General features: G+C 28.5%; 18 protein-coding genes and 1 pseudogene. All 19 read right to left on the reverse strand.

Translation table 11 applies throughout. The features are described 5' to 3' along the window. Positions 1–205: 205 nt before the first annotated feature. The 19 genes and pseudogenes from GXK56_RS25260 to GXK56_RS25350 all read right to left on the reverse strand — a co-directional run bounded on the left by GXK56_RS25260 (position 206) and on the right by GXK56_RS25350 (position 24,292). Positions 206–1,198, reverse strand: coding sequence for a hypothetical protein (locus tag GXK56_RS25260; RefSeq protein WP_160692693.1), 993 nt, complete (start codon positions 1,196–1,198; stop codon positions 206–208). 191 nt (positions 1,199–1,389) lie between these two features. Next, positions 1,390–2,049: an ABC-2 transporter permease gene (locus tag GXK56_RS25265; RefSeq protein ID WP_160692695.1), complete on the reverse strand. Its 660-nt coding sequence runs from the start codon at positions 2,047–2,049 to the stop codon at positions 1,390–1,392. Between the two features lie 95 nt (positions 2,050–2,144). Next, positions 2,145–2,747 (reverse strand): ABC transporter ATP-binding protein, encoded by a 603-nt coding sequence (locus GXK56_RS25270; protein ID WP_243156271.1) that lies wholly within the window; start codon positions 2,745–2,747, stop codon positions 2,145–2,147. Between the two features lie 5 nt (positions 2,748–2,752). Further along, positions 2,753–3,124 carry a GntR family transcriptional regulator gene (locus GXK56_RS25275; RefSeq protein WP_160692697.1) on the reverse strand — a complete coding sequence of 124 codons (372 nt, stop codon included), beginning with the start codon at positions 3,122–3,124 and terminating at the stop codon, positions 2,753–2,755. Positions 3,125–3,314: 190 nt separating this feature from the next. Beyond that, positions 3,315–4,250 (reverse strand): M14 family metallopeptidase, encoded by a 936-nt coding sequence (locus GXK56_RS25280; protein WP_160692699.1) that lies wholly within the window; start codon positions 4,248–4,250, stop codon positions 3,315–3,317. After that, on the reverse strand, positions 4,247–5,182 hold the full coding sequence (locus GXK56_RS25285; protein ID WP_160692701.1) for a M14 family metallopeptidase: 936 nt from the start codon (positions 5,180–5,182) through the stop codon (positions 4,247–4,249). Before GXK56_RS25285 ends, GXK56_RS25280 begins: the two co-directional genes overlap by 4 nt. Positions 5,183–5,468: 286 nt before the next feature. After that, complete coding sequence (locus tag GXK56_RS25290) at positions 5,469–7,487, reverse strand: methyl-accepting chemotaxis protein (RefSeq protein WP_160692703.1); 2,019 nt, start codon at positions 7,485–7,487, stop codon at positions 5,469–5,471. A gap of 288 nt (positions 7,488–7,775) precedes the next feature. Continuing rightward, a complete protein-coding gene (gene gabT, locus GXK56_RS25295) occupies positions 7,776–9,116 on the reverse strand; it encodes a 4-aminobutyrate--2-oxoglutarate transaminase (RefSeq protein ID WP_160692705.1) in 1,341 nt (446 codons plus the stop codon). Positions 9,117–9,302: 186 nt separating this feature from the next. Beyond that, positions 9,303–10,523 (reverse strand): PucR family transcriptional regulator ligand-binding domain-containing protein, encoded by a 1,221-nt coding sequence (locus GXK56_RS25300; protein WP_160692707.1) that lies wholly within the window; start codon positions 10,521–10,523, stop codon positions 9,303–9,305. A 248-nt stretch (positions 10,524–10,771) separates the two neighbouring features. Continuing rightward, positions 10,772–11,989 carry a PucR family transcriptional regulator gene (locus GXK56_RS25305; RefSeq protein ID WP_160692709.1) on the reverse strand — a complete coding sequence of 406 codons (1,218 nt, stop codon included), beginning with the start codon at positions 11,987–11,989 and terminating at the stop codon, positions 10,772–10,774. A 239-nt stretch (positions 11,990–12,228) separates the two neighbouring features. After that, positions 12,229–12,936, reverse strand: coding sequence for an amino acid ABC transporter permease (locus tag GXK56_RS25310; RefSeq protein ID WP_160692710.1), 708 nt, complete (start codon positions 12,934–12,936; stop codon positions 12,229–12,231). Between the two features lie 56 nt (positions 12,937–12,992). Then, positions 12,993–13,797 (reverse strand): annotated as a pseudogene (locus tag GXK56_RS25315) (ABC transporter substrate-binding protein). Positions 13,798–13,916: 119 nt separating this feature from the next. Beyond that, positions 13,917–14,642 carry an amino acid ABC transporter ATP-binding protein gene (locus GXK56_RS25320; protein ID WP_160692711.1) on the reverse strand — a complete coding sequence of 242 codons (726 nt, stop codon included), beginning with the start codon at positions 14,640–14,642 and terminating at the stop codon, positions 13,917–13,919. 381 nt (positions 14,643–15,023) lie between these two features. Next, on the reverse strand, positions 15,024–16,154 hold the full coding sequence (locus GXK56_RS25325) for an iron-containing alcohol dehydrogenase (RefSeq protein ID WP_160692723.1): 1,131 nt from the start codon (positions 16,152–16,154) through the stop codon (positions 15,024–15,026). 175 nt (positions 16,155–16,329) lie between these two features. Then, positions 16,330–17,760, reverse strand: a complete 1,431-nt coding sequence (locus GXK56_RS25330) for an aspartate ammonia-lyase (protein WP_160692712.1) — start codon at positions 17,758–17,760, stop codon at positions 16,330–16,332. A gap of 580 nt (positions 17,761–18,340) precedes the next feature. Next, complete coding sequence (cysK, locus tag GXK56_RS25335) at positions 18,341–19,270, reverse strand: cysteine synthase A (RefSeq protein WP_160692713.1); 930 nt, start codon at positions 19,268–19,270, stop codon at positions 18,341–18,343. A gap of 340 nt (positions 19,271–19,610) precedes the next feature. Next, positions 19,611–20,906 carry an extracellular solute-binding protein gene (locus GXK56_RS25340; protein WP_160692714.1) on the reverse strand — a complete coding sequence of 432 codons (1,296 nt, stop codon included), beginning with the start codon at positions 20,904–20,906 and terminating at the stop codon, positions 19,611–19,613. Between the two features lie 15 nt (positions 20,907–20,921). Continuing rightward, complete coding sequence (locus GXK56_RS25345) at positions 20,922–22,700, reverse strand: histidine kinase (RefSeq protein ID WP_160692715.1); 1,779 nt, start codon at positions 22,698–22,700, stop codon at positions 20,922–20,924. Next, a complete protein-coding gene (locus GXK56_RS25350) occupies positions 22,697–24,292 on the reverse strand; it encodes a response regulator (RefSeq protein ID WP_160692716.1) in 1,596 nt (531 codons plus the stop codon). The genes GXK56_RS25345 and GXK56_RS25350 overlap by 4 nt, the downstream gene beginning before the upstream one ends. Between the last annotated feature and the right edge of the window lie 36 nt (positions 24,293–24,328).

The raw sequence follows: 24,328 nt of genomic DNA on the forward strand, positions 1-24,328 counted from the left end.
TCACTATTTATACAGTTTTTATTACTGCCTTTGCCTACTAAAATTATACTCTAACCTTATTAATTATTAGTATTAACAATATATAATAATTTATTTATGTAGAAAGGCATTAGTTAAGTTGAAAATTTCATATTTTTATGCATAAAAAAAACTATAGCAAAATGATAAAACATTTTGCTATAGTTTTTGTTTATTACACAATTTATTATTTTGCTATAACATTTGTAGTTGCTGCTATATTTGTATTAGTTTTAGTAGGTTGAGCGTTTAATTTGACAAATTCTTCTTGTGATAGTTTAATTTTGCTAGTTGGTAAAGTTATAGCTTTAACTTCACTCTTATTACTTGTTGATTTAACTACAAGCGAAACTGTTCCTAAATCTTTAATTTGTAAATTAACATTAATATCTGCATTATAGCTGTTATCTGTAAATTTTTCTTTTGAAGCTATAGTTGAACCAGCTAATGTAGCCTTAATTTGTGGTAATGTTGCATCAAATTTTGCATCATTAACTGAAGTTTTAATTTGTGCAATATTTTCAGCTGTTAACTTAGATCCCAAGAAAGTAGTATTTATCTTATCTAAGTTATTGCTTGCCGCTTTTATAGCTTTTGCACTTAAATCTACAGTTTTATCCGCATCAAGATTTAGTGTGTATTCTCTTCCATTTTGAACAAAAGGTAAGTCAAGATCAGTATTCTCTCCAAAAACTAATTTTCCAATTTTTATCATAGCCTCTGGTTGACTTGCTAATGTTTTTAATTGATCTAAATTCATTCCCATAACTGATGAATCGATTGCTATATATTCTTCCTTAATATTAGCTAATCCTTCTGGAATAGGTTGTCCAGTCATTCCATAAATTCCTTCAAAATAGCTCTTGTTAATATAGATTGTATTTCCATCTACATATTCTTTTATTTCTGGAAATTTAATTTTACCTGATGTATTATTAAATTTCATCTCTACATATGCTTTATCATTTGCTTTATATGAAGTAGCTGTAAATGTCACTTCTTCTTTTACTCCCTTAACATCAACATTAACCTTACCTTCCATATCAGAAGTCATAGCTTCCCATTTAGCCGTATTAGAAAGTTCCTTAGAATAATTTAAAGTTGCTTGACTACATCCTGCCATTGTTCCAACAGTCATTGCTGCTGTCATAATAATTGCTAAAGTTCTTTTTAATTTCATTTCTTGTTCCCCCTGTAAATTCTTATTTATGATAAAAATACAATGCATGCTAATAATTCACTTGTTATCATACTTTCATTATACATATTTTTTATTAAAAAAATACTTTACAAACATTAAATTAATCTTAATTTATACTTAAGTTTTCATAAGTAATCACCACCTAAAATTAGCTATGAGCTACTAACTATTTACACATCTTTTTTCTTACAAATTCTGCATGATATCAAGTAAGATATGTATCCTATTATTAAAATGAAAATGCTAACTACTATTAAAATAATCTCATTATTTATGGCAAAATTTAAAATAATATCAAATATACTCTGAAAAAAATTACTGTTAATCAAAATTGATGGTAATGGAAGTATAATAAGTCCTGGTAAAGTACCTATTATATTTAATAAAGTTTTACTATTTTCAAATCCAATTTTATAACTTACTGGATACTGAATGAATAAAATTATAACTGTTATTATTTCTGATAACGCTATTATTATAATTTTTTTATTGCTAATTTCATTTATATTATATAAATAGATAATCATAATTATTTCAATAAAAGATGTAATTAAATACCACATTCCTAAATACATAAATCTTCCTAGCACCATATTAGAACGCTTAGTAGGAAAAATAGAATATAACTGGCCTAACCTATCATTTGCTTGTGCCATAAACGGAGTATTTATACAAATAATTTTAATTAAAAGTATATATGCTATTCCAAATATATAAACTTGTTGTTTAAAAAACATATATGCCATAAAAATTAATGCTGGAGCTAATGTTAGCAAAGTTCTTTTACTTATTTTTAAATCAAGCTTTAAATATTTTATAGAATCTTTCATAAAACTACTTCCTCCTTGCCCCATTAATATAAAAGACTACAATATCATCCATAGAAGGTTTTTCAAACAATAAATTTTCATCTAAATACATCTTATCATTTGAGGTAATCTGTTATTTTTTCTAAATCACTCATAATGTGTGTAGAAAAGATTACACTTCTCTCGCCATCAGATATATATTCTTGTAATAGTTCTAAGACTTCACTTCTTACAACAGGGTCAAGTCCACTAGTTGGTTCATCTAATAGAAGTAATTTAGTATCTCTTGATAAAACACTTGCAAAAGCGAGTTTAGCTTTCATTCCTTTTGAAAAATCCTTAATTTTCTTCTTATAAGGAAGATCCCATCTTTCCGCATATTCTCTAAATTTAATTTCATCAAAAGAAGAATAAAAATCTTTCAACATATTAACTATATCTTTTAATGTAAAACATATTGGAAAATAACATTCATCTCCAATAAAACCTATCATGTCTTTATATCCAGCTTCATCATCTTCATATTCCTTACCAAATACTCTTATTTCTCCACTATCAGGCTTTAATTGATTCATAATAAGTTTTATTGTAGTAGTTTTTCCTGCTCCGTTTTGTCCTATATATCCTAAAATATACCCCTTGGGTAATTCTAAATTTATATTTTTAAGACTGAAGCCCTTAAGTTTTTTACTTAAATTTTTTATTTCAAGCGCATTCACTAATATCACTCCTCAATTAAATTCTTCAAAATTAAAATAAGTTCATCATTTGATATATTGGCTAACTTGCTTTTTTCAAGTGCAATCATTAAAGTATCCTCAATTTCCTTTAAGTACTTTTCCCTCACCATTTCATTATCTTTAGGTAGTACATAACTCCCTTTTCCCCTGACAGTTGCAATAAATCCTTCGCTTTCAAGATCTGAATAAGCTCTTGTGGTTGTAATTACACTTATACCTAAATCTTTCGCAAGTTGTCTTATAGATGGTAAAAATTCATTTTCTGGAATGATACCATTTAAAATTTGTTCTTTCATTTGAGCTTTTATCTGCTCATAAATAGGCAAATCAGATTTATTCGAAAGTAATATTCTCAAATTATCGCTTCACCTCCTCGGTGTTCATACTGTATATATACAATATATACAGTATGAACAGTTTTGTCAATATTTTCTTTGGATTTTTTTTGATGTTATTCAAAAATAAGCACAAAATGGAGTTTTAAAATAATTCGTAAATTATTTTAAAACTCCATTTATACTGGAATATTTATGTTTTTTTATATAACTATTCATGAAGCCTTCTAATTATTTTATAAGCAACTACATTTTCCATAACTAGTGGAGACTTATGTGCAAAAAATATTATTCCATCTGTTGGTGATTTTATTTGTTCTATAACTTCACCTTCATAAGGATGAATTATCTCTCCAAGAACATCGCCTCTTTCAACACCATCTCCTGGATTTTTCAATCTTCTATATATTCCGCTTGTTGTTGTCTTAACTGATAATAAATCCTCTTCCTGCAACACACTTGCAATATAACCGCTGTGACTACTATACTTTATTACTCCCATTCTTGTTAAAAATCTTAAAACAGCTACAACTCCATGCTTTGCTGAAACTTCATCAATTTGATCTGTTGCATTTGTATAAATTGAAAATGCACTTGTATTCCACAATTGCCAATTGTAATTAAGAGTTGTTGTATCAACTGGTTTAGGCTTACGAGTAAGTACGTATTGAAGTCCAAAAAGATTTGCCAAACTTGGACTATGATAACCTGTTTCCATCATTCTTATATGAGGAATAAATTCTCCTGGCATATAAAAGCTTGCAAATTGAATTCCAAATACATATCCTTTAACATGTTCAAAAACACCATTTGCAATTCTTTGTGTTGTCTCTCCCTCTGCCATTCCTGGAAACATTCTATTTATATCTGTATTATCCATCGTCCAAAATCTTTTTCCTATATTCATAGAATGAGGATTTACACATGGAATTACTAAAATTTCACGATCCCGAGTAATTGCACCTCTACGTTCTAGCTTTGTTAAAGTTTTTATTAATTGAGAGCATGTATATAATTGTTGTATTTCATTACCTCTAATAGCACCAACTATACACGCTGCTTTATCACCTTTTCCAAATTTATAACCTGTAATACGCATATCATCTCTATGAGGTGACTTTAATGTAAATAATATTTCTTTTTTCATTTTATACCTCCAAGAACTCTTGCAATAAGAGATCCTTCATAAACTACTGGATATTCTCTTAATGTAAAAAGCATTCCATCGCAAGGAGATATTACTTTCTCCTCTATTTCACCAGTTAATGGATTTAAAATTTCACCTATACTATCGCCTTCTTTTATTTCTTCCAAATGATTTACACTGGACATAAAAATTCCAGAAGACTTCGAATTAATTATTTTCACTTCTTTTTCTGTTGATACAATTGAATCTTTAGTAGTTAAAACTTCACCTTCCCAGATATTCATTTCCTTCATTAAATTAAGTATTCCATTCACCAGCTGATCTCCATATTCTTTTGTTATCCTCATTCCAACTCCCATTTCCACAAGTAATGTTGGTATATTTCTATTGTTTAAATTATATGTAAGAGTTGATTCAAGAACTGTAGCTAATGGATGAACCCAAACAAAATCAGTATTTAATAATTTCGCATAAGGTACTAATTTATCTGCAATATGTTCACTTACTCTAACTTGAGGAATTTCTCGTAAGAATATATTGCTAGAATGTAAATCAATACACATATGAGCCCCTTCTATGTCTTCAATAATTTTTGCCGCAACATGTTCTGCCATTGCACCATTTTCCGAACCTGGAAATATTCTATTCATGTCCAAATCAAATGTAGGCATTCCTCTATGAACAGAATCCATTCCCAGTGGATTAAGTGTTGGATATATATCCACTATGCCCTTTAGAAATTTCATACTTTTAGTTATTTTTCTAATTAACTCATAACATACATATTGTCCTTCAAGTTCATCTCCATGAAGTCCTGTAACAATACATATCCTTTTTTCCTTTCCACTTAACTCTGCTGGTTGAAGCCTATTTTTTCTTATTATCATTTTTTCATCAACTGCAAGTCCTATAGATACAACTGTTTCTACCATATTTTTCTCCCCCAATTAACTCATTGATTTTTTACTGTATTCTTAAGCAAAAAGAAACTCTTACTTCTTACTTCTTACCTAATTTTAAGTTGCGTATTGCAGCATAGCTGCTCTTTTTATAGGTGTATATATTATCCTTCTTGTAAAACTTCGAAATAAAATACTTAATTTGTAAAAAAATTTTCTTTTTATATATGAAAAAAGGCAAAGAATCTCACTTTGTGAGCTTCTTTGCCTTGATTCAATATTACTACTTGAAAATTTTGTTGTCAATTATTTTAATACATTAATCAAGATTAAAAGTATCTATAATATTATTAAGTGCTAATGTAATTTCATTTAAATTATCAGTTAAACTGCTTAATTGATTAATATTAACTTCTTGAAATTCCATAGAATTTAAAACTTCTTGAGATGAAGCTGAGGTTTCTTCTGTTGCAGCAGATATATCTGAAAAACTCTTAATAACTTCATTTTTATGTTCATTAACTTTATTTATTGAAGAAAGTAAGCTTAAAACACTTTTATTCATTATATCTACTTTATTATTTATATCTACAAATACACTCTTTGTTTCATCCATATTTTCAACATATTCAGCTGTAGATTTTTCAGCCATATCCATATTTAATTTAGCTAATCCAATTTCTCTTTGAATTTCTTGTATTATTTGAATAATTCTTTCTGTAGAAGCAGCTGTTTCTTCTGATAATTTTTTAATTTCATTTGCTACTACTGAAAACCCCTTTCCTGCTTCACCGGCTCGAGCTGCTTCAATAGAGGCATTAAGAGAAAGCAAATTGGTTTGAGTAGCAATTTGACTTATAGTATTACTTATTTCACCAATTGAAATAGATTTTTCAGCTAATATATCTACATTTTTACTTGCTTCATTTTGTGCTGATACAGTATCTTCTATTTTATTTGCCAAGGCACTGACAAATGTTATACCTTTATCGATGTATTCTGAAGTTACTGTTGAAATATCTGCTAAGATATTAGTATCTTGCGCTGCTGTATGTATTTCATCTGAAAGATTTGATAATTGTTCTATTCCATACTGCGATTCATTAGCCTCACTTTCTATGGCTTTTACAATTTCACTTAATGTTCTAGTGACTTCTTCAATAGATGCCACATTTTCACTTACTACCTCTGAAAGCTTTGAACTTCCATCAATAACTTTCCCAGATACCCATCTTAGTTCAACTATAATATTTATTAAATTTCCTCTTAGTGCATTTACTGACTTACAAATAGTTTCCGTTTCTATATTTGAAGGTTTAATATTTCTATATTGAATGCTTTCTTCATCATTAGTTAATTTTAAATTTTTAATATCGTTAATTGTTGTTGTTAAAATAGATATAGGCTTAGCAATTTTAACTCCTAGGAGATGTCCAATAAAATAGGTTATTAATGAAGCTATAATAATTATAACTACAAATGTAATTATCAAAATACTTATTGGATAATTATAAACACTAACAGGTACTGCAAGTCCAACTTTCCATCCAGTGCTTGGAATATTAGTAAACATAAAGAATCTATTTGTATTATCATAATCTTTTATTTTATCTGTACTATAAACACCATTCCCAATTTGTGTTGAATTTGAAAAACCATTTCCTACAACATTTTGAATGTTAGTTACTTTCTCATCCTTAGGCATAAATTTCTCATTTAGATGAACTATAATATTATTATCCCCATCAAGAACAAAACCATAAATGTCTTTATCATCCTTATAACCATTAATAGTTTCTGCCAAAACTTTTAAGTTTACATCTAGGGATACAACTCCTATTGTTTCATTATTCCTAACTATAGGCTTTGAAATAGCAACACACATACTTTGAGTTGTAAGATCAAAATATGGATTACCATAACTGAGTTCTTTTTTATTTATTGCGTTTTTGAACCAACTTCTCGTAGTGCAGTCAAAGTCCGGTTTAGGAACCCATCCTGACCCATCTAGAAATGTCTTATCCATTAATCCCACATATATATCTGAGGTAACCTTATTCTTTTTCATCTCTTCTGTTAAATATGTAAGCACTTTTTCATTATTCCATTCAGGCATTGATTCTAAATAATTGTCTATTGTATTTATAGTATTTCCATGAACTTTAAGATATCCATCTATTTTTGCAGAATATGCTTCAATTTGATTCGAATATTTATATTGTATTTCTGAAGAAATCATTTTTGAAGAAATAATGCAGCTTATGCACATAGCAATGAATAAGCAACCTATGCAAACAATGCTAAATACTCTTATTAGTTGTGTTTTTATCCTTTTCATAAACTAATTCCCCCTTATTTATACTGTCCTTGAATTAACCTTTAAAGCATATACATTATTTATGTAATATATGAGTTCTAATTCATAACCTTCTTACTTTATACTTTTGCTATTATTAAAATTTATTCTGAATTTTCTATGAATAAAATTTTTCACTACAGCTACATCTATATCAAAGTTACTTCTATATAAAATTTAATTCATGTAACGTATAATTTAGTTGATTATACATCACATGAATTAATTCAAACGTTGAAATATTATATTTTAAGTGATTTCATTTTCATATTATAAGCACTCTTTAATAGTCTCATCCAATATGTCCATTCCATACTTTACTTGATCTTCTGTCATAACTAACGGTGGTAAAAAGCGTATTACATTCCCAAGTAAACCTGCATTTAAGAAGATTACTCCTTTTTCATAGCATTTTTGAATTATGGTTTTGACTAAATCTGCTGCTGGTTCTTTTGTTTCTCTATTCTTAACAAATTCTATACCTAACATGGAGCCAAGCCCTCTTACTTGACCTATGACTTCATATTTTTCTTTCATTTCATTAAGTCTTTCTGTTATATACGCTCCAAGTTTTTGTGATTTTCCACACAAATCTTCTTTTTCTATTTTTTCAATTACTTTAAGTGCTGCAACACATGCAATAGGGCTTCCACTATAGGTTCCTCCAATCCCACCAACACAGGCAGAATCCATTATTTCCTTTTTAGCAACCACAGCACTTAGTGGAACTCCTGCTGCTATAGATTTTGATAATGTTATTACATCTGGCTCTATTCCATAATGTTCATGAGCAAACATCTTTCCAGTTCTTGCAAACCCAGCTTGTATTTCATCTACAATAAATACAATGTTATTTTCGTTACATATTTTTTGTAGCTCTTGCATATATTTTGCTGATGGTACAACAAATCCCCCTTCACCTTGCAATGGTTCAATTATTAAACAAGCTATCATATCAGGCGATAATGTTGTTTTTAACATAGTTTTTAATTTATTAATACATTCATCTGCATATTCTTCTTCTGAAACTCCAAGTGGAGCTCTATACGAATATGGAAAATCAAACTTATATGTTTCTGGTGCAAATGGCCCAAATCCATTTTTATATGGCTTATATTTACTTGTTATTGACATAGTCATATTTGTACGCCCATGGAAGGAACCTGTTGCTGAAAGCACTCCTGTTTTTTTTGTATAAGTTCTAGCTATTTTTATAGCATTTTCTACTGCTTCTGCTCCACTATTAGCAAACATAACTTTCTTTTCGAAATTCCCAACTGTTATTTCTGTTAATTTCTTTGCTAAAGCTCCATATGATTCATACGTCACAACATTGTATCCTGGGTGAATATATTTTTCTGTTTGCTCTTGTATTGCTTTTACTATTTCCTCATCACAATGTCCCACATTTTGAACACCAATTCCAGCAGCAAAATCTAAAAATACATTTCCATCAACATCTTTGATTAAGGCACCTTTTGCTTCTTCAATAGCAATCCCTGTTGATACAGAAACTCCATTTGCTACGTATTTTTTTCTTTCTTCAAGAATTTCTTTTGATTTAGGTCCTGGTATTGATGTTACTAATTTTACATTTGATTCTTCTATCATTTTAACTCCCCCTCTATGTCAGTTAACATAAAAAGAGTCTCCATGCTTAAATACATGAAAGACTCCATCGTCCAATATCTCATTGTTTATTTCTGTTTCTATGGTTATATAATAATACTTTACCTATATTAATTCTATGTCCAATTGCTATAATATTTTTGTCTATTTTGACCAAAATATTAACCACTATAGAATTTTGTTAATATATAGCGCCATTTTTATCCTTAAGCAATCTTCAAAATTATGAAGATTACAATTTAATAACTCCTCAATCTTTTTTATTCTATAAGTAAGAGTATTTCTATGCAAATACAGTTTTTCAGCTGCAATGGTTAGGTTACAGTTTTCAATTAAATAGGTATCTAATATTTTAATCAAGCTAATTTCTTTGTTCTTCTTTCTTTTTTCTAATATAGGCCCAATTACCTGTTTACAATAATCTTCAAGTATTTTTCTATTTTCAATACTAAATATTAAACTATATATTCCTATATCATTATATTTTTTTATTGTTTGATTTACACCTTCACATTTTAAAGTTTCTATAACTATTTTTGCTTCATTAAGCGAATCCTTCATTAAAGTTAAATCTTCATAACCATTTCCAATTCCAACATTTATTGAAACGCCACTCATTTTATTTGTAATATATTTTTGAATTTCCTTTAATGCTTTATTTAATCTATTCATTGAATTTTCTTCTGCTCTATTTAAAAAAATAATCTCTTCTTCATTCTCTATAATTGGCACTTTCAATGAATACTTTTCCAAGGTGTCCTGAATTAGTTTTCTGAGAGTAAGTTTAATTTTAGCAATATACAACTCGTCACATATATTTTGTTTTTGAATAAATTCTTTAAAACCATTTATTTTTATTAGACATATGCAACACTTTCCTTGAAGATTATATCCAAAATAATTAGCTTTTTCTTTAATATTTATGCCCAAATCTATTTGTCCAAATAAAATATTATTTAAAAAATCATTCATAAATTTTTCTTCAATACGAGCTAATATGATTGTATTGCTTATTTCCTTTGAAACTTCAATCAAGCGAACCTCCCAAGGCAATGTAAATAATGGAACTTTAAACTTATCAGCTACTCTAATAGCTTCTTCTGGAATTTCTCTTATGTATTTTCCAACATTCACAATTAAACCAGCACCATTTTTTTCACTTATCCCCTCAATAATCTTTGATAAAACACTAATATCACTCTTTATTCCTACGCCTGTAATAATTACTATTTCTCCTCCTTGAAGCCACTTTATACCATCCAATGGATCTTCGAGACATTCTGATACATATATCCACTCTATACATTTTTCTAAACCTACATCACCTCCAACTAATTTCATTTCCTTCAAAGAATTTAATTTCAAAATATCCTTAACTAAAATTGACATATTATCTCCCCCTTAATCACATTAAGGGTTATAAATTATTCTTAATGTGATTAATTAATTTTTTAATATGAATTTTTCATATTTTTATTAATTTTATAATAAATAAAGGTCTATCACCAAAACGTGATAGACCCTCATTGTCCATAAAATCTTTTCGACTACTTATTTTACATATTATATATAAAAGCCATTCTTTTTTCTATGTCCAAAAGCTATAATATTTTTGTTCAAACTCTCTAAACTATTAGTTACTTTTTTAATACTTTATTTGTATATAATGCAATTTTTACCTTCATACAATCATCAAATTTATGCAAATCGCAATTTAATAATTCTTCTATTTTTTTTATTTTATATTTAAGAGTATTTCTATGCAAGAATAGTTTTTCTGCTGTAACTGTAATATTACAATTTTCATTTAAATATGTTTCTAAGATTTCAATTAAATTATTTTCTTTATTTTCACCATTAATTGCCCCTAAAACTTCTGTAAAATAATTTTCTAATACAGTTCTATTATTTATATTAAAAAGAAGTCCATAAATTCCTATATCTTTATATTTAGTAATTGTATCATCTAAGGCCTGACATTTTGAGCTATCAATAGCAAGTTCTGCTTCATTTAGAGATTGCTTCATCATTTTTAAATCTTTATATGAATTTCCAATTCCCACACTTACTGAAAGACCATCCATACGCTTTTTTATTATTTCTTGTATTTCTCTTAATGCTTTATCTAACCTGCTCATGCAGTTTTCTTCTGTTCTAATAAAAAATATCACTGCATCATCTTTATCTATTATGGGCACCTTAAGAGCATGTCTCTCTAATATATCCTGAACTATTTTTCTAAATGTAATCTTAATCTTAGATATACTCATTTCATCTTCCAATTTTTTTAATTTTAAATATCTTTCAAAACCATCGATATCTATTACACATATACAGCAATCTCCAGCTAAATTATATCCAAAATAAGCAGCCTTTTGTATTGCATCACCTTCCACTTCTCCATCTCCAAATAAAATATTGCTTAAGAAATGAGTAAGTGAATTTTCTTCTATACGTGATAGCACAATGGCATTACTAATTTCTCTAGATACTTCTACTAATTTCACTTCCCACGGTAATGTAAATAGTGGAACTTCAAGCTCATCTGCAAGTTTAATAGCTTCATCTGGCACAGTTTTTATGTAAGGTCCAATATTTACTATTAAACCCGCTCCATTTTTTTCGCTTATTCCCCTAATTAATTCTAACAGCATTTCTGTATTGTCTTTAATTCCAACACCTGTTATAAATATAATTTCTCCACCCTGTAACCATTTTATCCCCTCTAATGGATTTTCAAAGCATTCAGCTACATATATCCATTCTATACCTTTCTCAAGGCCATTTTCTCCACCAATAAGCTTAATTTTTTTTAAAGAATCTAATTTGAGTATATCTTTTACTGAAATTGACATAAAATTCACCTTTATCCCCAAGTATTTTAAATTGCTTTTGCTTAATATATTTTTATCATATATCACTCAATAAAAAAAGCTTTACTTTATCTTTATGTTTAAAATTCAAAAGAAAAAGCTGTATGGACTATATTATTTATCCTTTTCTAGATAAAATAAAGATCATACAACTTTCTATTATTTTTTATTTATAGAATACAAAAGAAAATAATTTATCAGACAATATATAAATATTAACACTAACTAAATTTTAACATTTTCTTTTCAACTAATTTTACTAATTGTGCAAGTGGTAAACTTAAAACTAAATAAAATCCTGCTAAAATTGTATATGATTCTATAGTTAAAAATGATTGAGATGCATAACTTTGGGTACGTAACAATAACTCACTAACTGCTACATATGCTAGTAATGAAGTATCCTTTAGCATCATTACCAAATAATTTCCAAATACAGGTATTGAATTACGTAATGCTTGCGGTACTATTATTTTAAATAGAGCTTGTTTATTAGTAAGACCAAGTGCCAATGCAGCTTCTTTTTGACCTCCATCTATTGATACTATAGCTGAACGAATTACCTCAGATATATAGCAACCATAATTAACTCCAAGTCCAATTGTTCCAGCAACTAAGGAACTTATTTTAATTTGATACCCTGGGCTCCATAGTTGTATGACCATAGATAATAAAAGCGGAACTACATAATACATATATACTAATTGAACTAAAAGCGGCGTTCCTCTGATAAATTCCAAAAATACTGCCAAAACTCCTTGTAAAACTTTAATTTTACTAATTCGTCCAATTGCAATAAATAACCCTAAAACTATAGCTAAAAGAAATCCTAATATTGTTGCTTGTAATACAATCAAGAGTCCGTCCTTTAATGAAGGTACTAAATATTTAAATGCTGTACTAAAATCTAAGTTGGATAAAATATCCATATACATTGCCTCCTTTTCTAAAAAGAATCCAATTGGATTCCTTTTAGATATTAATATTATTTATCTGAAGTTTTACCATCTTCTATTGATACAAAATTATCTTCATTCATTCCATATTTCTTAAGAAGTTTAAGTATTGTCCCATCCTTTTTCATTTCATCAATTTTTTCATTAACTGCATCTGCTAAAGCAGTATCATTTTTTCTAACTGCAGCTGCTATCATTCCAGCTGCTTCAGCTTTATAAGGTGATAAAATCTTCAAACTAAGGCTGCTATCTTGTGATAAGGTATATCCTGCAACTGCTCCATCCGTAATACATGCATCTATTTTCCCAGTATTTACTGCTAGCATTAATTCAGATTGACTACCAAACACTTTAACTTCCTTTACTAAACCTGCTTGTTGCGATTTTTGAATCTTTAGGAATTACTATTGCTTCTCCTTCTTTATACCAAATGTTTGTAAACTTCGCTAACTTTTTACGTTCATCTTTTACATACATTCCATCTGTTACCATATCAACAGAGCTATTATTTAGTTCTACCAATAAATTTTCGAATGGTATTTGTTTCATTTCAACTTTATTTATTCCAAGCCTTTTAGCAACTTCCCCAATAATTTCGGCATCAATTCCTGTAAATTCATTTGTCTTGGCATCAATAAATGCAAATGGTGCATCATTTGATGAAGCAACTGTCAATACGCCTTTTTCTTTTGCAGCTGCTAAAGTGTCTTTTCCATTCCCCTTATCTGTCACTCCACTACTGCTAGCTCCTGATGCTCCACACCCAACCATAAATCCAATACAACTCACTATAACCATTGTTAATATTAATAATTTGTTCCACATCTTTTTCATAATTAATTTCCCCTTTTCAATTTATTTATTTTTTTAAGCTTATGCTTATTTCTTACTAAATTTATGTTTTTGAAATTTTTAGCTTACAGCTGCTTATCACCAATATTTAAATACTTTTTCTAATTTAATACTCTAGCTAAAAATTCTTTTGTTCTTTCATTTTTAGGATTAGCAAAAATCTCCTTCGGATTACCTTCTTCAACTATATATCCTTTGTCCATAAAAATTACTCTATCCGATACATCTCTTGCAAATCCCATTTCATGAGTTACAACTACCATAGTCATTCCTGCCTTAGCCAATTGCTTCATAACATCTAATACATCCCCAACTAATTCTGGATCCAATGCTGCTGTTGGTTCATCAAATAAAAGCATTTTGGGTTCCATTGCCAAAGCTCTTGCTATTGCAACTCTTTGTTGTTGTCCTCCTGATAAAGTTACAGGATACACATCTGCTTTATCCTTTAGCCCTACCTTTTTAAGAAGCTCAAAGGCTATTTCCTCTGCTTCCTTTCTATTTTTCTTTTTTGTAAGCACTGGTGCAAGCATTACATTTTGTATAACTGTATGTAATGGAAACAAATTATATTTTTGAAATACCATTCCTACTTCTTCTCTAAGTGCTCTTATATCGATAGACTTGTCCATTATATTTTTTCCCTCATAGAACATTTCTCCACCTGTTGGAGTTTCAAATAAGTTTAAACATCTTAAAAATGTACTTTTACCAGAACCTGATGGTCCTATAATACATACCACTTCTCCTTCTTTTATATCTAGGCTTATATTTTTTAATACTTCTAAATCTCCATATTTTTTTGATAGCTCACAAACTTTATACATACTCTCAACTCCAATTTCTCAACAATATAAAAAGGCGCACTGTTTAAATTTCAGTGCGCCTTTGCATTTACTATATAATTTTTTATATTACTTTTTTGTTATAAAGATATTATCATGCTCTTTTTATTATTGCTATGTTAATAATACGATTTTTTGTACAACCTGCATATAATATTTTAAGTTTACTTATACTCACCATTGATTTCTTAAAATTATTAATACACCGCCGTTCACTTAATCATATTAAATAACTGCTGTCGAACTTCCTATGTTGTAACTATGTTATCATAATTAATTATACAAGTCTATTATCTATCATAACAATATTTTAGTGCAGCATGCACATTTTTTAATCATATTAAATATGTCTTAATATATGTTTTACAGAGCTTTATAATAAATTTCTTTAATTTCTTCTAAATTAAATTCTTTAGGATGATTTTCCATGCTTGGTTTTGAAACCTTCATGCAATTTTCAGCCATCCATTCAATATCTTTTTCATGTATTCCCATTTCGCCTAAAGTTACTTTTAAGTTAATTTGTTCAAGAAAATTTCTTATAGCATCTGCACAGTCTCCTGCTGATTTTCCGCCTAATAGCTTTGAAATATCTTCATATTTTTCTATACTGCTTTCCCATGATCTTTCAACAATTATTGGCGTAAGTGCCGCCAATCCTTTTCCATGAACAATATCATGAAGCCCACTTGCAGGGTGTTCCATTCCATGTGGTGCTGTTACTCCAGCAACTCCAATTACCATGCCTCCTAAAGTGCTAGCTAAAGTCACCTTTTCCCATGCTTGTAAATCTCCTGAATCCTTATATACTTTAGGCAAATTCTCTGCCAATAACTTAATTCCATAAAGTGCCTTCATATCGGTCAATGGCTGTCCAATTTTAGATACATATGCCTCCATGTTATGTGCTAATGCATCAAAACCAACAGATGCTAAAATACCTTTAGGCATGGTATTCATAAGTTCTGGATCAATAATAGATGCTTTTGCTATTATTAAATTAGTTCTAAGTGATTTTTTATCCTTAGTTTCTGGATTAGTAAGAACAGAAAAACAATTTCCTTCACTTCCAGTTCCACAAGTTGTTGGAACTAAAACTATAGGAAGAGCTTCTTTTCCAATTTTTATTCCAAAAATATATTCTGAAATATCTCCTGGATTTTTAGCTGAAAAAGCAATACTTTTTGCCGCATCCATTATACTACCTCCACCAAGACCAAGTACAACGTCACAACCCGTTTCTTTAATTACTTCCACACCTTCATATACAGTATTGGTAAGTGGATTTTGTTCCACTTCATCAAAAATTTCATATTCTATCTTTGCTTCCTCTAATAAACTCTTTATTTTATCAAGTAAACCACTCTTCTTTGTACTGCTTCTCCCAGTTACTATAAGTGCCTTCTTCCCATACTTAGCCACTTCAATTCCAACTTCATTTATTCGTCCACTACCAAATAACAAATTTATTGGTAAATTATAATTGAACTTCATCATTATTTTCCTCCCTTAAATCTATATTCCTTTTTGTTTTTTTCTTTACGTAAATAAAGGCATCTTCATTTCTAAAGACACCTTTGTCTACATAAATAGTAGCACATTAAAATACATAATTCTATTTCTCATTACAACAATATTTTAGTGCACTATGCACAATTTATTTACCTTATTATATTGCTTTATTCCTTTTAGACGTCTCTTCTAAAACACGTGAATAATTATATTGAGTCATTGAAACTGGATCTAAAACTTTTTCTAATTCTTCTTTTGTAAGCAATTTTTCTCTTAATACCAATTCTTTAACTGCCTCACCTGTTTTTAAGGCTTCCTTAGAGATTTCAGCAGCCTTTTTATATCCAATGTAAGGGCAAAGTGCTGTAACAATTCCAACACTGTTATTTAAAAGTTCCATACATCTATCTTCATTTGCAGTAATTCCTGAAATACAATTATCAATTAAAGTTGCAGTTGCATTTTTTAAAGTCTCTATAGATTCAAATAGGTTATAAAAAATAACAGGTTCAAATGCATTTAATTCAAGTTGTCCTGCCTCTGCTGCCATAGTAATTGTCATATCATTTCCTATAATATTAAAGGCAACTTGAGATACAACCTCTAAAATAACTGGATTTACTTTGCCTGGCATAATAGATGATCCATTTTGCATTGCTGGTAAATTAATTTCACCAATACCAGTTCTAGGTCCACTAGATAACAATCTTAAATCATTTGCCATTTTTGACATGTTAACTGCACATGTTTTTAAAATTCCTGAAACACTTACAAAGCCATCAAGATTTTGTGTTGCATCAATTAAATCTTTAGCATGAACTATATTATGCCCACTCACCTTTTTTAAGTTCTCTGTAATATTATATAAATAATCCGAACTTACATTAATTGAAGTGCCAATAGCTGTTCCGCCAATATTTACTGCCAGCATTTCTTTTTCTGCCTCTTTTAATCTATTAATATCACGTTTTATCATTGAAGCAAAAGCATGAAATGATTGACCAAGTCTTATTGGAACTGCATCTTGAAGTTGCGTTCTTCCCATTTTAATAACATTATTAAATTCTAAAGCTTTTAATTCAAGTGTATTATATAGACGTTGAAGTTCTGAAATTGTTTTTGGAAGCAATTTTAATACTGCAAGCTTTCCTGCTGTAGGATAAACATCATTAGTAGATTGAGCCATATTTACATGATCATTAGGGTGTATAATAGTATAGTTTCCTTTTTCTCCACCAAGCAATTCAATACCACGATTAGCAATTACCTCGTTAGCATTCATATTTGTAGATGTGCCTGCGCCTCCTTGGATTGGATCAACTATAAATTCTTCGTGAAACTTACCAGCAATTATTTCATCACAAGCATTTATTATTGCATTAGCAATTGTACAATTTAATAATTCCGCATTTTTATTTGTAATTGCAGCCGCCTTCTTTACTTCTGCAAGACTTATTATAAGTTCTTTAGGAATATTCTTATTTGTAATTTCAAAATTTCTGCTCGCTCTTAGAGATTGAATTCCATAATAAGCTCCTTCAGGTACCTCCATACTTCCTATTGAATCAGTTTCTATTCGCATTTTCATAATAAAACTCCTCGCTTCTATATTTTTATTTAAACAATAAAATAATCTAATTTGTATTTTTTTCTAATTCCTTTAACATCTTGAAGATTATCACGGTTTAAATTTCATGTAAATATTAAACTATGAATTGCGAATAAAAATAAAAATTAAGTATTTCAAACTTTTTTTAATAAATTAATCTCACAAAACACTTAATAATCTAAAGTCAATTAACTTTTCATAAAATACGAATATTTAATTATACTTTTTAAGATTTTTAAGATTTTTTCTTTTGAAAAACACAATTTTAAATTTAAAACATTTGTATTTTTCTAATATTTATTAATAAAAATAAATATTAATACTGCAATAATACATAAAATTATTTTTTCAAATTAAAACACTTAATTTTTTTAACTTAAACTTGAATGTTATCTTCTTTTATCAATATTCTAATTAAATTTATAAATCATTATTTATTAAGCTATCAGTCAAAATATTCAAAAACAACAATTAGGGAATAGATTTTCTAATTGAAGAAAACCTATTCCCTAATTTTCATTAATGAAATATTAAATTCTATTTATATTCTTTATATATTTTAATCAAATAATCCTACTGATAAATAACGTTCTCCTGTATCTGGTAATAATACAACAATTGTCTTTCCTGCATTTTCAGGACGCTTAGCAATTTCTGTTGCTGCAAATGTTGCAGCTCCTGAGGAAATTCCCACTAACAGCCCTTCTGATTTTGATAATTCTCTTGATGTAGCAAATGCTTCTTCATTTTTAACAGTTATTATTTCATCATAAATCTTTGTATTTAAAACATCTGGAACAAAACCAGCACCAATTCCTTGTATTTTATGTGGACCTGGTGTACCTTTTGATAAAACTGGTGAATCAGCTGGTTCTACTGCCACTATTTTCACTTCAGGATTTTTAGATTTCAAAAATTCTCCAACACCAGTAATTGTTCCACCTGTACCTATACCTGCAACAAATATATCTACTTTTCCATCTGTATCTTCCCAAATTTCAGGACCAGTTGTAATTTTGTGTATTTCAGGATTAGCTGGATTTATAAATTGTCCTGGTATAAATGAATTCGGTGTTTCAGCTGCTAATTCTTCTGCTTTAGCTATTGCACCCTTCATTCCTTTAGCACCTTCTGTTAAAACTATTTCAGCTCCATAAGCCTTAATAAGAGTACGTCTTTCAACACTCATTGTTTCTGGCATAACAATTATAACTTTATATCCTTTTGCAGTTCCTACAGAAGCTATTCCTATTCCAGTATTACCACTAGTTGGTTCTATTATTACTGAATCTGATTTTAATAAACCTTTTTTTTCTGCATCCTCAATCATAGCCTTTGCAATTCTATCCTTAACGCTTCCTGCTGGATTAAAATATTCTAATTTAGCTACTACCTTTGCTTTTAAGTCTTTTCCGTTACTATAATTTCCAATTTCTAATAATGGTGTCTTCCCTACTAAATCTGCTAAATTCTTATATATTTTTGACATTCTAACCACTCCTATTCTTTTCTCTCACAATTCTTATCTGTTTACTATGTTATAAGTATATTCTTATATTTTTATATAGTCAATAGCTTTTTTAGAATTTTTTTGTATTTTCCAATCAATTTAGTATGAAAACTTAATTTTAGCTTTTTACATTTTTCATATATTAATAAATCTTATGTCTCAAAGCTATTTATATTCTCATATTTCTAAATATGTAAGTACAAATAATATGATCCTTTCTATTAATTATTAGTATAATGAATACGCCAAATAGTTATACAAAAAAATAACTTATCCCAATAAAAAATATTCAGATAAGTTATTCATAATAAAATTTTGTTTATTTCTCTTTTTCTAAGTTAGCTACACTTTCATTCATAAACTTTATAAATTGTTCTTCTGTTATTTTTCCACTTGCTAATTGTGGAAGTTTATCTGGAAATACCTCCTGCTGTAAATTGGAATTCCATTGAAGTTGATAATTAGGAATAATTACAGGATTATTCTTTGCCACTTTTATATAATCTTGTTCCAGCACAGTTTTTTCATTCATATTCTTTTCGAAAAAGTTTTCTTTTTCTTCTTTACTTCTTTCTGTTCTATACTTTAAAAATAACAATGCTCCCTCTTGAACTTCTTTACTATATCCATTTGTAATAGCCCAACCAGACATCTCTGGAGATGCTACAACTACATTGTTAGGAAAAGGTGCAAAACCAATATCATCTTTCCAATCCTTATTCATCTGCTCTAACATCCAGTATCCATTTGGAAGCATTGCAGTTTCACCTTTAGAAAAATGACCAAAAGCCACATCAAAATCTCTATTTATGCTATCCTTTGTTGTATAATTAAATAATTCTTTCATAGTTTTTACTAATTCTCGTCCGCTATCATTACTGTAATCTTTAGGTAACCTTATTTTCATAAATTCCCTACCGTCTGAAGAAGCTCCAAGTGATGCTGTGCTAAAAAGCATGGTTGCCCAAGCAGTTCCATCTGTATGAATAGACAAAGGCGTTATCTCTTGTTTAGAAAGTTTTTCGCAGCAATTCCAAAATTCTTCCCAAGTTTCTGGAAAAGAGTTTATTCCGGCTTTTGCGAAAAGTTTCTTATTCCAAAACACTCCTGAATAAGATAAACTACTTGTACTTATAGGTGATAAATACATAGTTCCATCCTTTTCTAAACTAGATTCAAATACTTGAGGCTCAAAGCTATTTTTCCATTCACTGTCATTTTCCACGTATGGCCTAATATTTAACAATCTATTTCCATCTAATAAAAGCTGATAAAATTCCGGTGAAAATCTCACATCTGTAATTATTGCTGGAAGTTCATCTGTTGCATTAAGCGTCTTTATTCTTGAACGATAAGCACTTGCTGTATCCGTCATCCATTCCACTTCTACTCTATATTGCCCCTTATATTTTTCATTAAAGCCATTAACCAAATCTTCATTGGATTTAGTATTAGTTACTGAATCTACTAAAAAAATAGTAGGAATAATAACTTCCTTTACTGATTCTTCTTTATTCTTAATTTTAATTACATCATTAGTGTTAAATTGATTAAATATAATTATAGAAAAAATGCAAATTGAAAGAAGTAAACTTAATTTTTTAATATATTTCATATAAACTTCCTCTTCCTAATTATCTTTTGGTATTTTTATAACACATTTTGTGCCTTTTTCTTCATTTTCATAATAAAATTGTACATCATTTCCGTACTTTAATCGTAAACGACTTATTATATTTCCAATTCCATATCCACCTTTTTTGCTTGAAAAGCTATTTTTTATTTCATTAAAATCCATATTCATCATACTATGGATTTTACTTTTTACTTCATCCTCAATTAATTCTCCATTATTATAAATTATAAATACTATTTTTTCTTCTTCTGCATAGACTTTTATATTGATTATTCCGCCTTCATATATGTTATAAAATCCATGCTTAATAGCATTTTCAACTATTGGCTGCAAAATTAATTTTAAAACCTTATGATATAGTAGCTCCTGACTGCAGTCTATCTCATAAGTAAATAAATCATTGTTTCTTATTTTTTGTATATCCATATAACTTTTCACATGATCTAATTCATCTGAAATAGTTATTACATCGCTTCCCTTACTTAAGCTTACTTTTAAAAATTTCGAAAGTGCTTGTATCATTTTCATAGTGTTCTCTTCTTTACTAATTCTTGCAAGCATATAAATAGTATCTAAAGTATTATACAAGAAGTGAGGATTAATTTGATAAATTAAAGAATTTAATTCACTATTTCTAAGTTCTCTTTCCTGCTTTTTTATTTCAGATACGAGATTCTCCATATTTAAAAGCATTTTATTATATGACTTTCCTATAGTATCTAATTCAGTATTCGTGTCAATGCTCAAAGTTTTTGAAAAATCCTGCCCATCAAAATCTATCATTGCATTATTAATTTCAGTAATTGGTTTTGTAAAACGCTTTGAAAAATAATCACTGCAATAAAAAACAAATAATATAACTACTAAATATACAACTAACATAGTTCCAATTATACTGTTAGTAACTTGATTTAATATACTGTTGGGTATTAAAGTTGCTATTGTAAAACCAGATTTATTGTGATAGTTATATAAAACTATTCCCTCTTTTATGATATTAGCTTTATAAAAGTTATTTGTTTGTTCCTCTTTTATATTTGCTTGGATGAAAGAAGCCATCTTTTCTCTACTTTCATCTGATACCTGAATTCCTTCTGCTAATTTTTCATAGCATATTTGTCCATTGCTATCTGCAAAAAGATAAGTTCCCTTTTCATCTTTTACAGTTTCTAAAATGTCTTGAAAAAATTCATCATTCATTTTTAAAAATAACATTCCAGGCTTATGATAAAAATTCATATTTCGAATATAGCGTCCTATAAATAAAGACTTCTTTTTTGTATTAAATAAAGTATCTTCTTTCCATATCCACTTTGTTTTTGAATAATCATCACCTAATATTTTTGAAAAATTACTTTCTTTAAAAGTTCTTATATCTAGCTTTTGATAGGTTTTTGTATAAATATTATCCTTATTATCAACATATACATATTCATCTAAATTACTAATATTTATATTGGATAGCTCCCTATATAAACCTTCTTTTTCAAGCAATGTCATTCCTGAATATAATAAACTTTTTTGAAAATCATTATTTATAATGCATTTATCCATAATATCATTAGTTTTTTCGTATTTACCTTCTAATGAAAGCATAATTTTTTCATTTATATATCCATACTTGTCAATTACCGATTGTTTTGTATTTTTGCTTACAATAACACCTATACATATACTTGATAATAAGAAGGAAGCTGCTAATATAATCATTACATATTTAAAAAAACGATTTTGAATGCCGTAAGTACTAATTTTTTTTATTTTAAACTTCATAATATTTCATGTTCCTTTTTATATTCACTTGGCAAAAAATTAGTATATTGCTTAAATACCTGTGAAAAATAAGACGGATTTGGCATTCCAACCTTTCCACAAATAGAAGAAATACTATCTTTTCCTTCTAAGATTAATTTTTTTGCTAAGTCCATTCTTCTTTTTAATACATATTGTTTAAAAGACATTTTCTTTGTATTTTTAAATACTCTTCCAAAATAAACAGGATTTAAATATATTTTTGCAGCTACTGAAGCTAATGTGAGAGCTTCGTCATGTAAATTTTCTTCAATATATCCCATAGCTACTGACATATATTCACTGAAATAATCCATATTTTGTGTTTCTGCACATTTCTTTCTTTCTTCAATTACATTAAATAATAGACGATAGCATATATCAATTATTTTAGTATCATTTAAATTACAAAAATTAGAATAAAAATGCTCCAAGCTATTTTTAACACTTTCTATTAATCCATAGGAATCTTGTAGCAAAAGTTCTACATTTATCACAAGCTTATGTATATATATTTTTTTATTCTTTTTTGAGGAAAGTTCAAAAATAAAGCTACCAAAAGCTGCTTCTAATTGACTTGTATCATTTTTGCGAACTGAATTTAAAACCATTATTTCAGCATCACTAGAATATGTAGTCCTTTCAATTTCCTCTACTAATTCTATAGACACCGTAAAAGCACTCGAACCTGCTTCACTAGCCATTTCAAATAAAGATACAGCTTGTTGATAGCTCTTTTGAAGGGCAGCAAAACTGTTATATTCTCTGGAAATTGAAGATATAATTTGACTATTTAAGATATTTTTAGCTTCCTCCATAATTTTTTTTACGTTAGAAACACCAGGCTTATTTGTAGTTTTTAAAAGGAATATTCTATTACCATTTTGCTTTTCGAAACTCCAATATAAATATTGATCGCCAAAAACTTTTTCTAAGTGTTCAAATAATGTAAATCTGTCTGCTTGAAAGGATAATTCATTTGTTATTTTGCAGGATATATCAACATCCACGCAAACACATATATACGTATCTTCATCCTTTATTTCTTGATTTAGTATAGAAAATACCTGTTTTATTTTATCTTCTTCAATTCTATTTTCTAAATATTTTTGAACTATAACCTGTTGAAAATTGTCGCCATTTTCCATTAAAAGCTTTTCCCAATTATCATACTTTGTTTTATCTTCAATTTTAGAAATGCAATAGTCGTAAACAGCCTTCATGGTCTCTTTTAATTTGTCTTCATCTAATGGCTTCAACAAATATGAAAAGGCACCAATTTCGCAAGCTCTTTGTGCATATTCAAAATCTCTATATGCACTTATTACTATAAATGAAACACTATCATCAAAGGCTTTTACTTTTTCCATAAGAGTTAATCCGCTCATTTGCTTCATACAGATATCTGTAAGCACAAGATGTGGTTTTTTCTCTTTTATAACTTCTATTGCTTTTTCTCCATTTTGTACTGAACCTACAATTGTAAATCCCATCTGCTCCCAATCATAAGTTTCTATTAACCCTCGTAAAATAATTGGTTCATCATCAACAATTACAAGCCTCAACAATCGCATCCTAATATCCCTCACTTAATAAACCTTTTATAATTA

It is taken from the genome of Clostridium sp. C2-6-12, assembly GCF_009928485.1.
Classification (GTDB): Bacteria; Bacillota; Clostridia; order Clostridiales; family Clostridiaceae; genus Clostridium.

Excerpts from the sequence above, each read along its gene's own strand:
- GXK56_RS25260 (WP_160692693.1), bottom strand. The coding sequence starts at position 1,198 with ATGAAATTAAAAAGAACTTTAGCAATTATTATGACAGCAGCAATGACT.
- GXK56_RS25265 (WP_160692695.1), bottom strand. The coding sequence starts at position 2,049 with ATGAAAGATTCTATAAAATATTTAAAGCTTGATTTAAAAATAAGTAAA.
- GXK56_RS25280 (WP_160692699.1), bottom strand. The coding sequence starts at position 4,250 with ATGAAAAAAGAAATATTATTTACATTAAAGTCACCTCATAGAGATGAT.
- GXK56_RS25285 (WP_160692701.1), bottom strand. The coding sequence starts at position 5,182 with ATGGTAGAAACAGTTGTATCTATAGGACTTGCAGTTGATGAAAAAATG.
- GXK56_RS25290 (WP_160692703.1), bottom strand. The coding sequence starts at position 7,487 with ATGAAAAGGATAAAAACACAACTAATAAGAGTATTTAGCATTGTTTGC.
- gabT (WP_160692705.1), bottom strand. The coding sequence starts at position 9,116 with ATGATAGAAGAATCAAATGTAAAATTAGTAACATCAATACCAGGACCT.
- GXK56_RS25300 (WP_160692707.1), bottom strand. The coding sequence starts at position 10,523 with ATGTCAATTTTAGTTAAGGATATTTTGAAATTAAATTCTTTGAAGGAA.
- GXK56_RS25305 (WP_160692709.1), bottom strand. The coding sequence starts at position 11,989 with ATGTCAATTTCAGTAAAAGATATACTCAAATTAGATTCTTTAAAAAAA.
- GXK56_RS25310 (WP_160692710.1), bottom strand. The coding sequence starts at position 12,936 with ATGGATATTTTATCCAACTTAGATTTTAGTACAGCATTTAAATATTTA.
- GXK56_RS25320 (WP_160692711.1), bottom strand. The coding sequence starts at position 14,642 with ATGTATAAAGTTTGTGAGCTATCAAAAAAATATGGAGATTTAGAAGTA.
- GXK56_RS25325 (WP_160692723.1), bottom strand. The coding sequence starts at position 16,154 with ATGAAGTTCAATTATAATTTACCAATAAATTTGTTATTTGGTAGTGGA.
- GXK56_RS25330 (WP_160692712.1), bottom strand. The coding sequence starts at position 17,760 with ATGAAAATGCGAATAGAAACTGATTCAATAGGAAGTATGGAGGTACCT.
- cysK (WP_160692713.1), bottom strand. The coding sequence starts at position 19,270 with ATGTCAAAAATATATAAGAATTTAGCAGATTTAGTAGGGAAGACACCA.
- GXK56_RS25340 (WP_160692714.1), bottom strand. The coding sequence starts at position 20,906 with ATGAAATATATTAAAAAATTAAGTTTACTTCTTTCAATTTGCATTTTT.
- GXK56_RS25345 (WP_160692715.1), bottom strand. The coding sequence starts at position 22,700 with ATGAAGTTTAAAATAAAAAAAATTAGTACTTACGGCATTCAAAATCGT.
- GXK56_RS25350 (WP_160692716.1), bottom strand. The coding sequence starts at position 24,292 with ATGCGATTGTTGAGGCTTGTAATTGTTGATGATGAACCAATTATTTTA.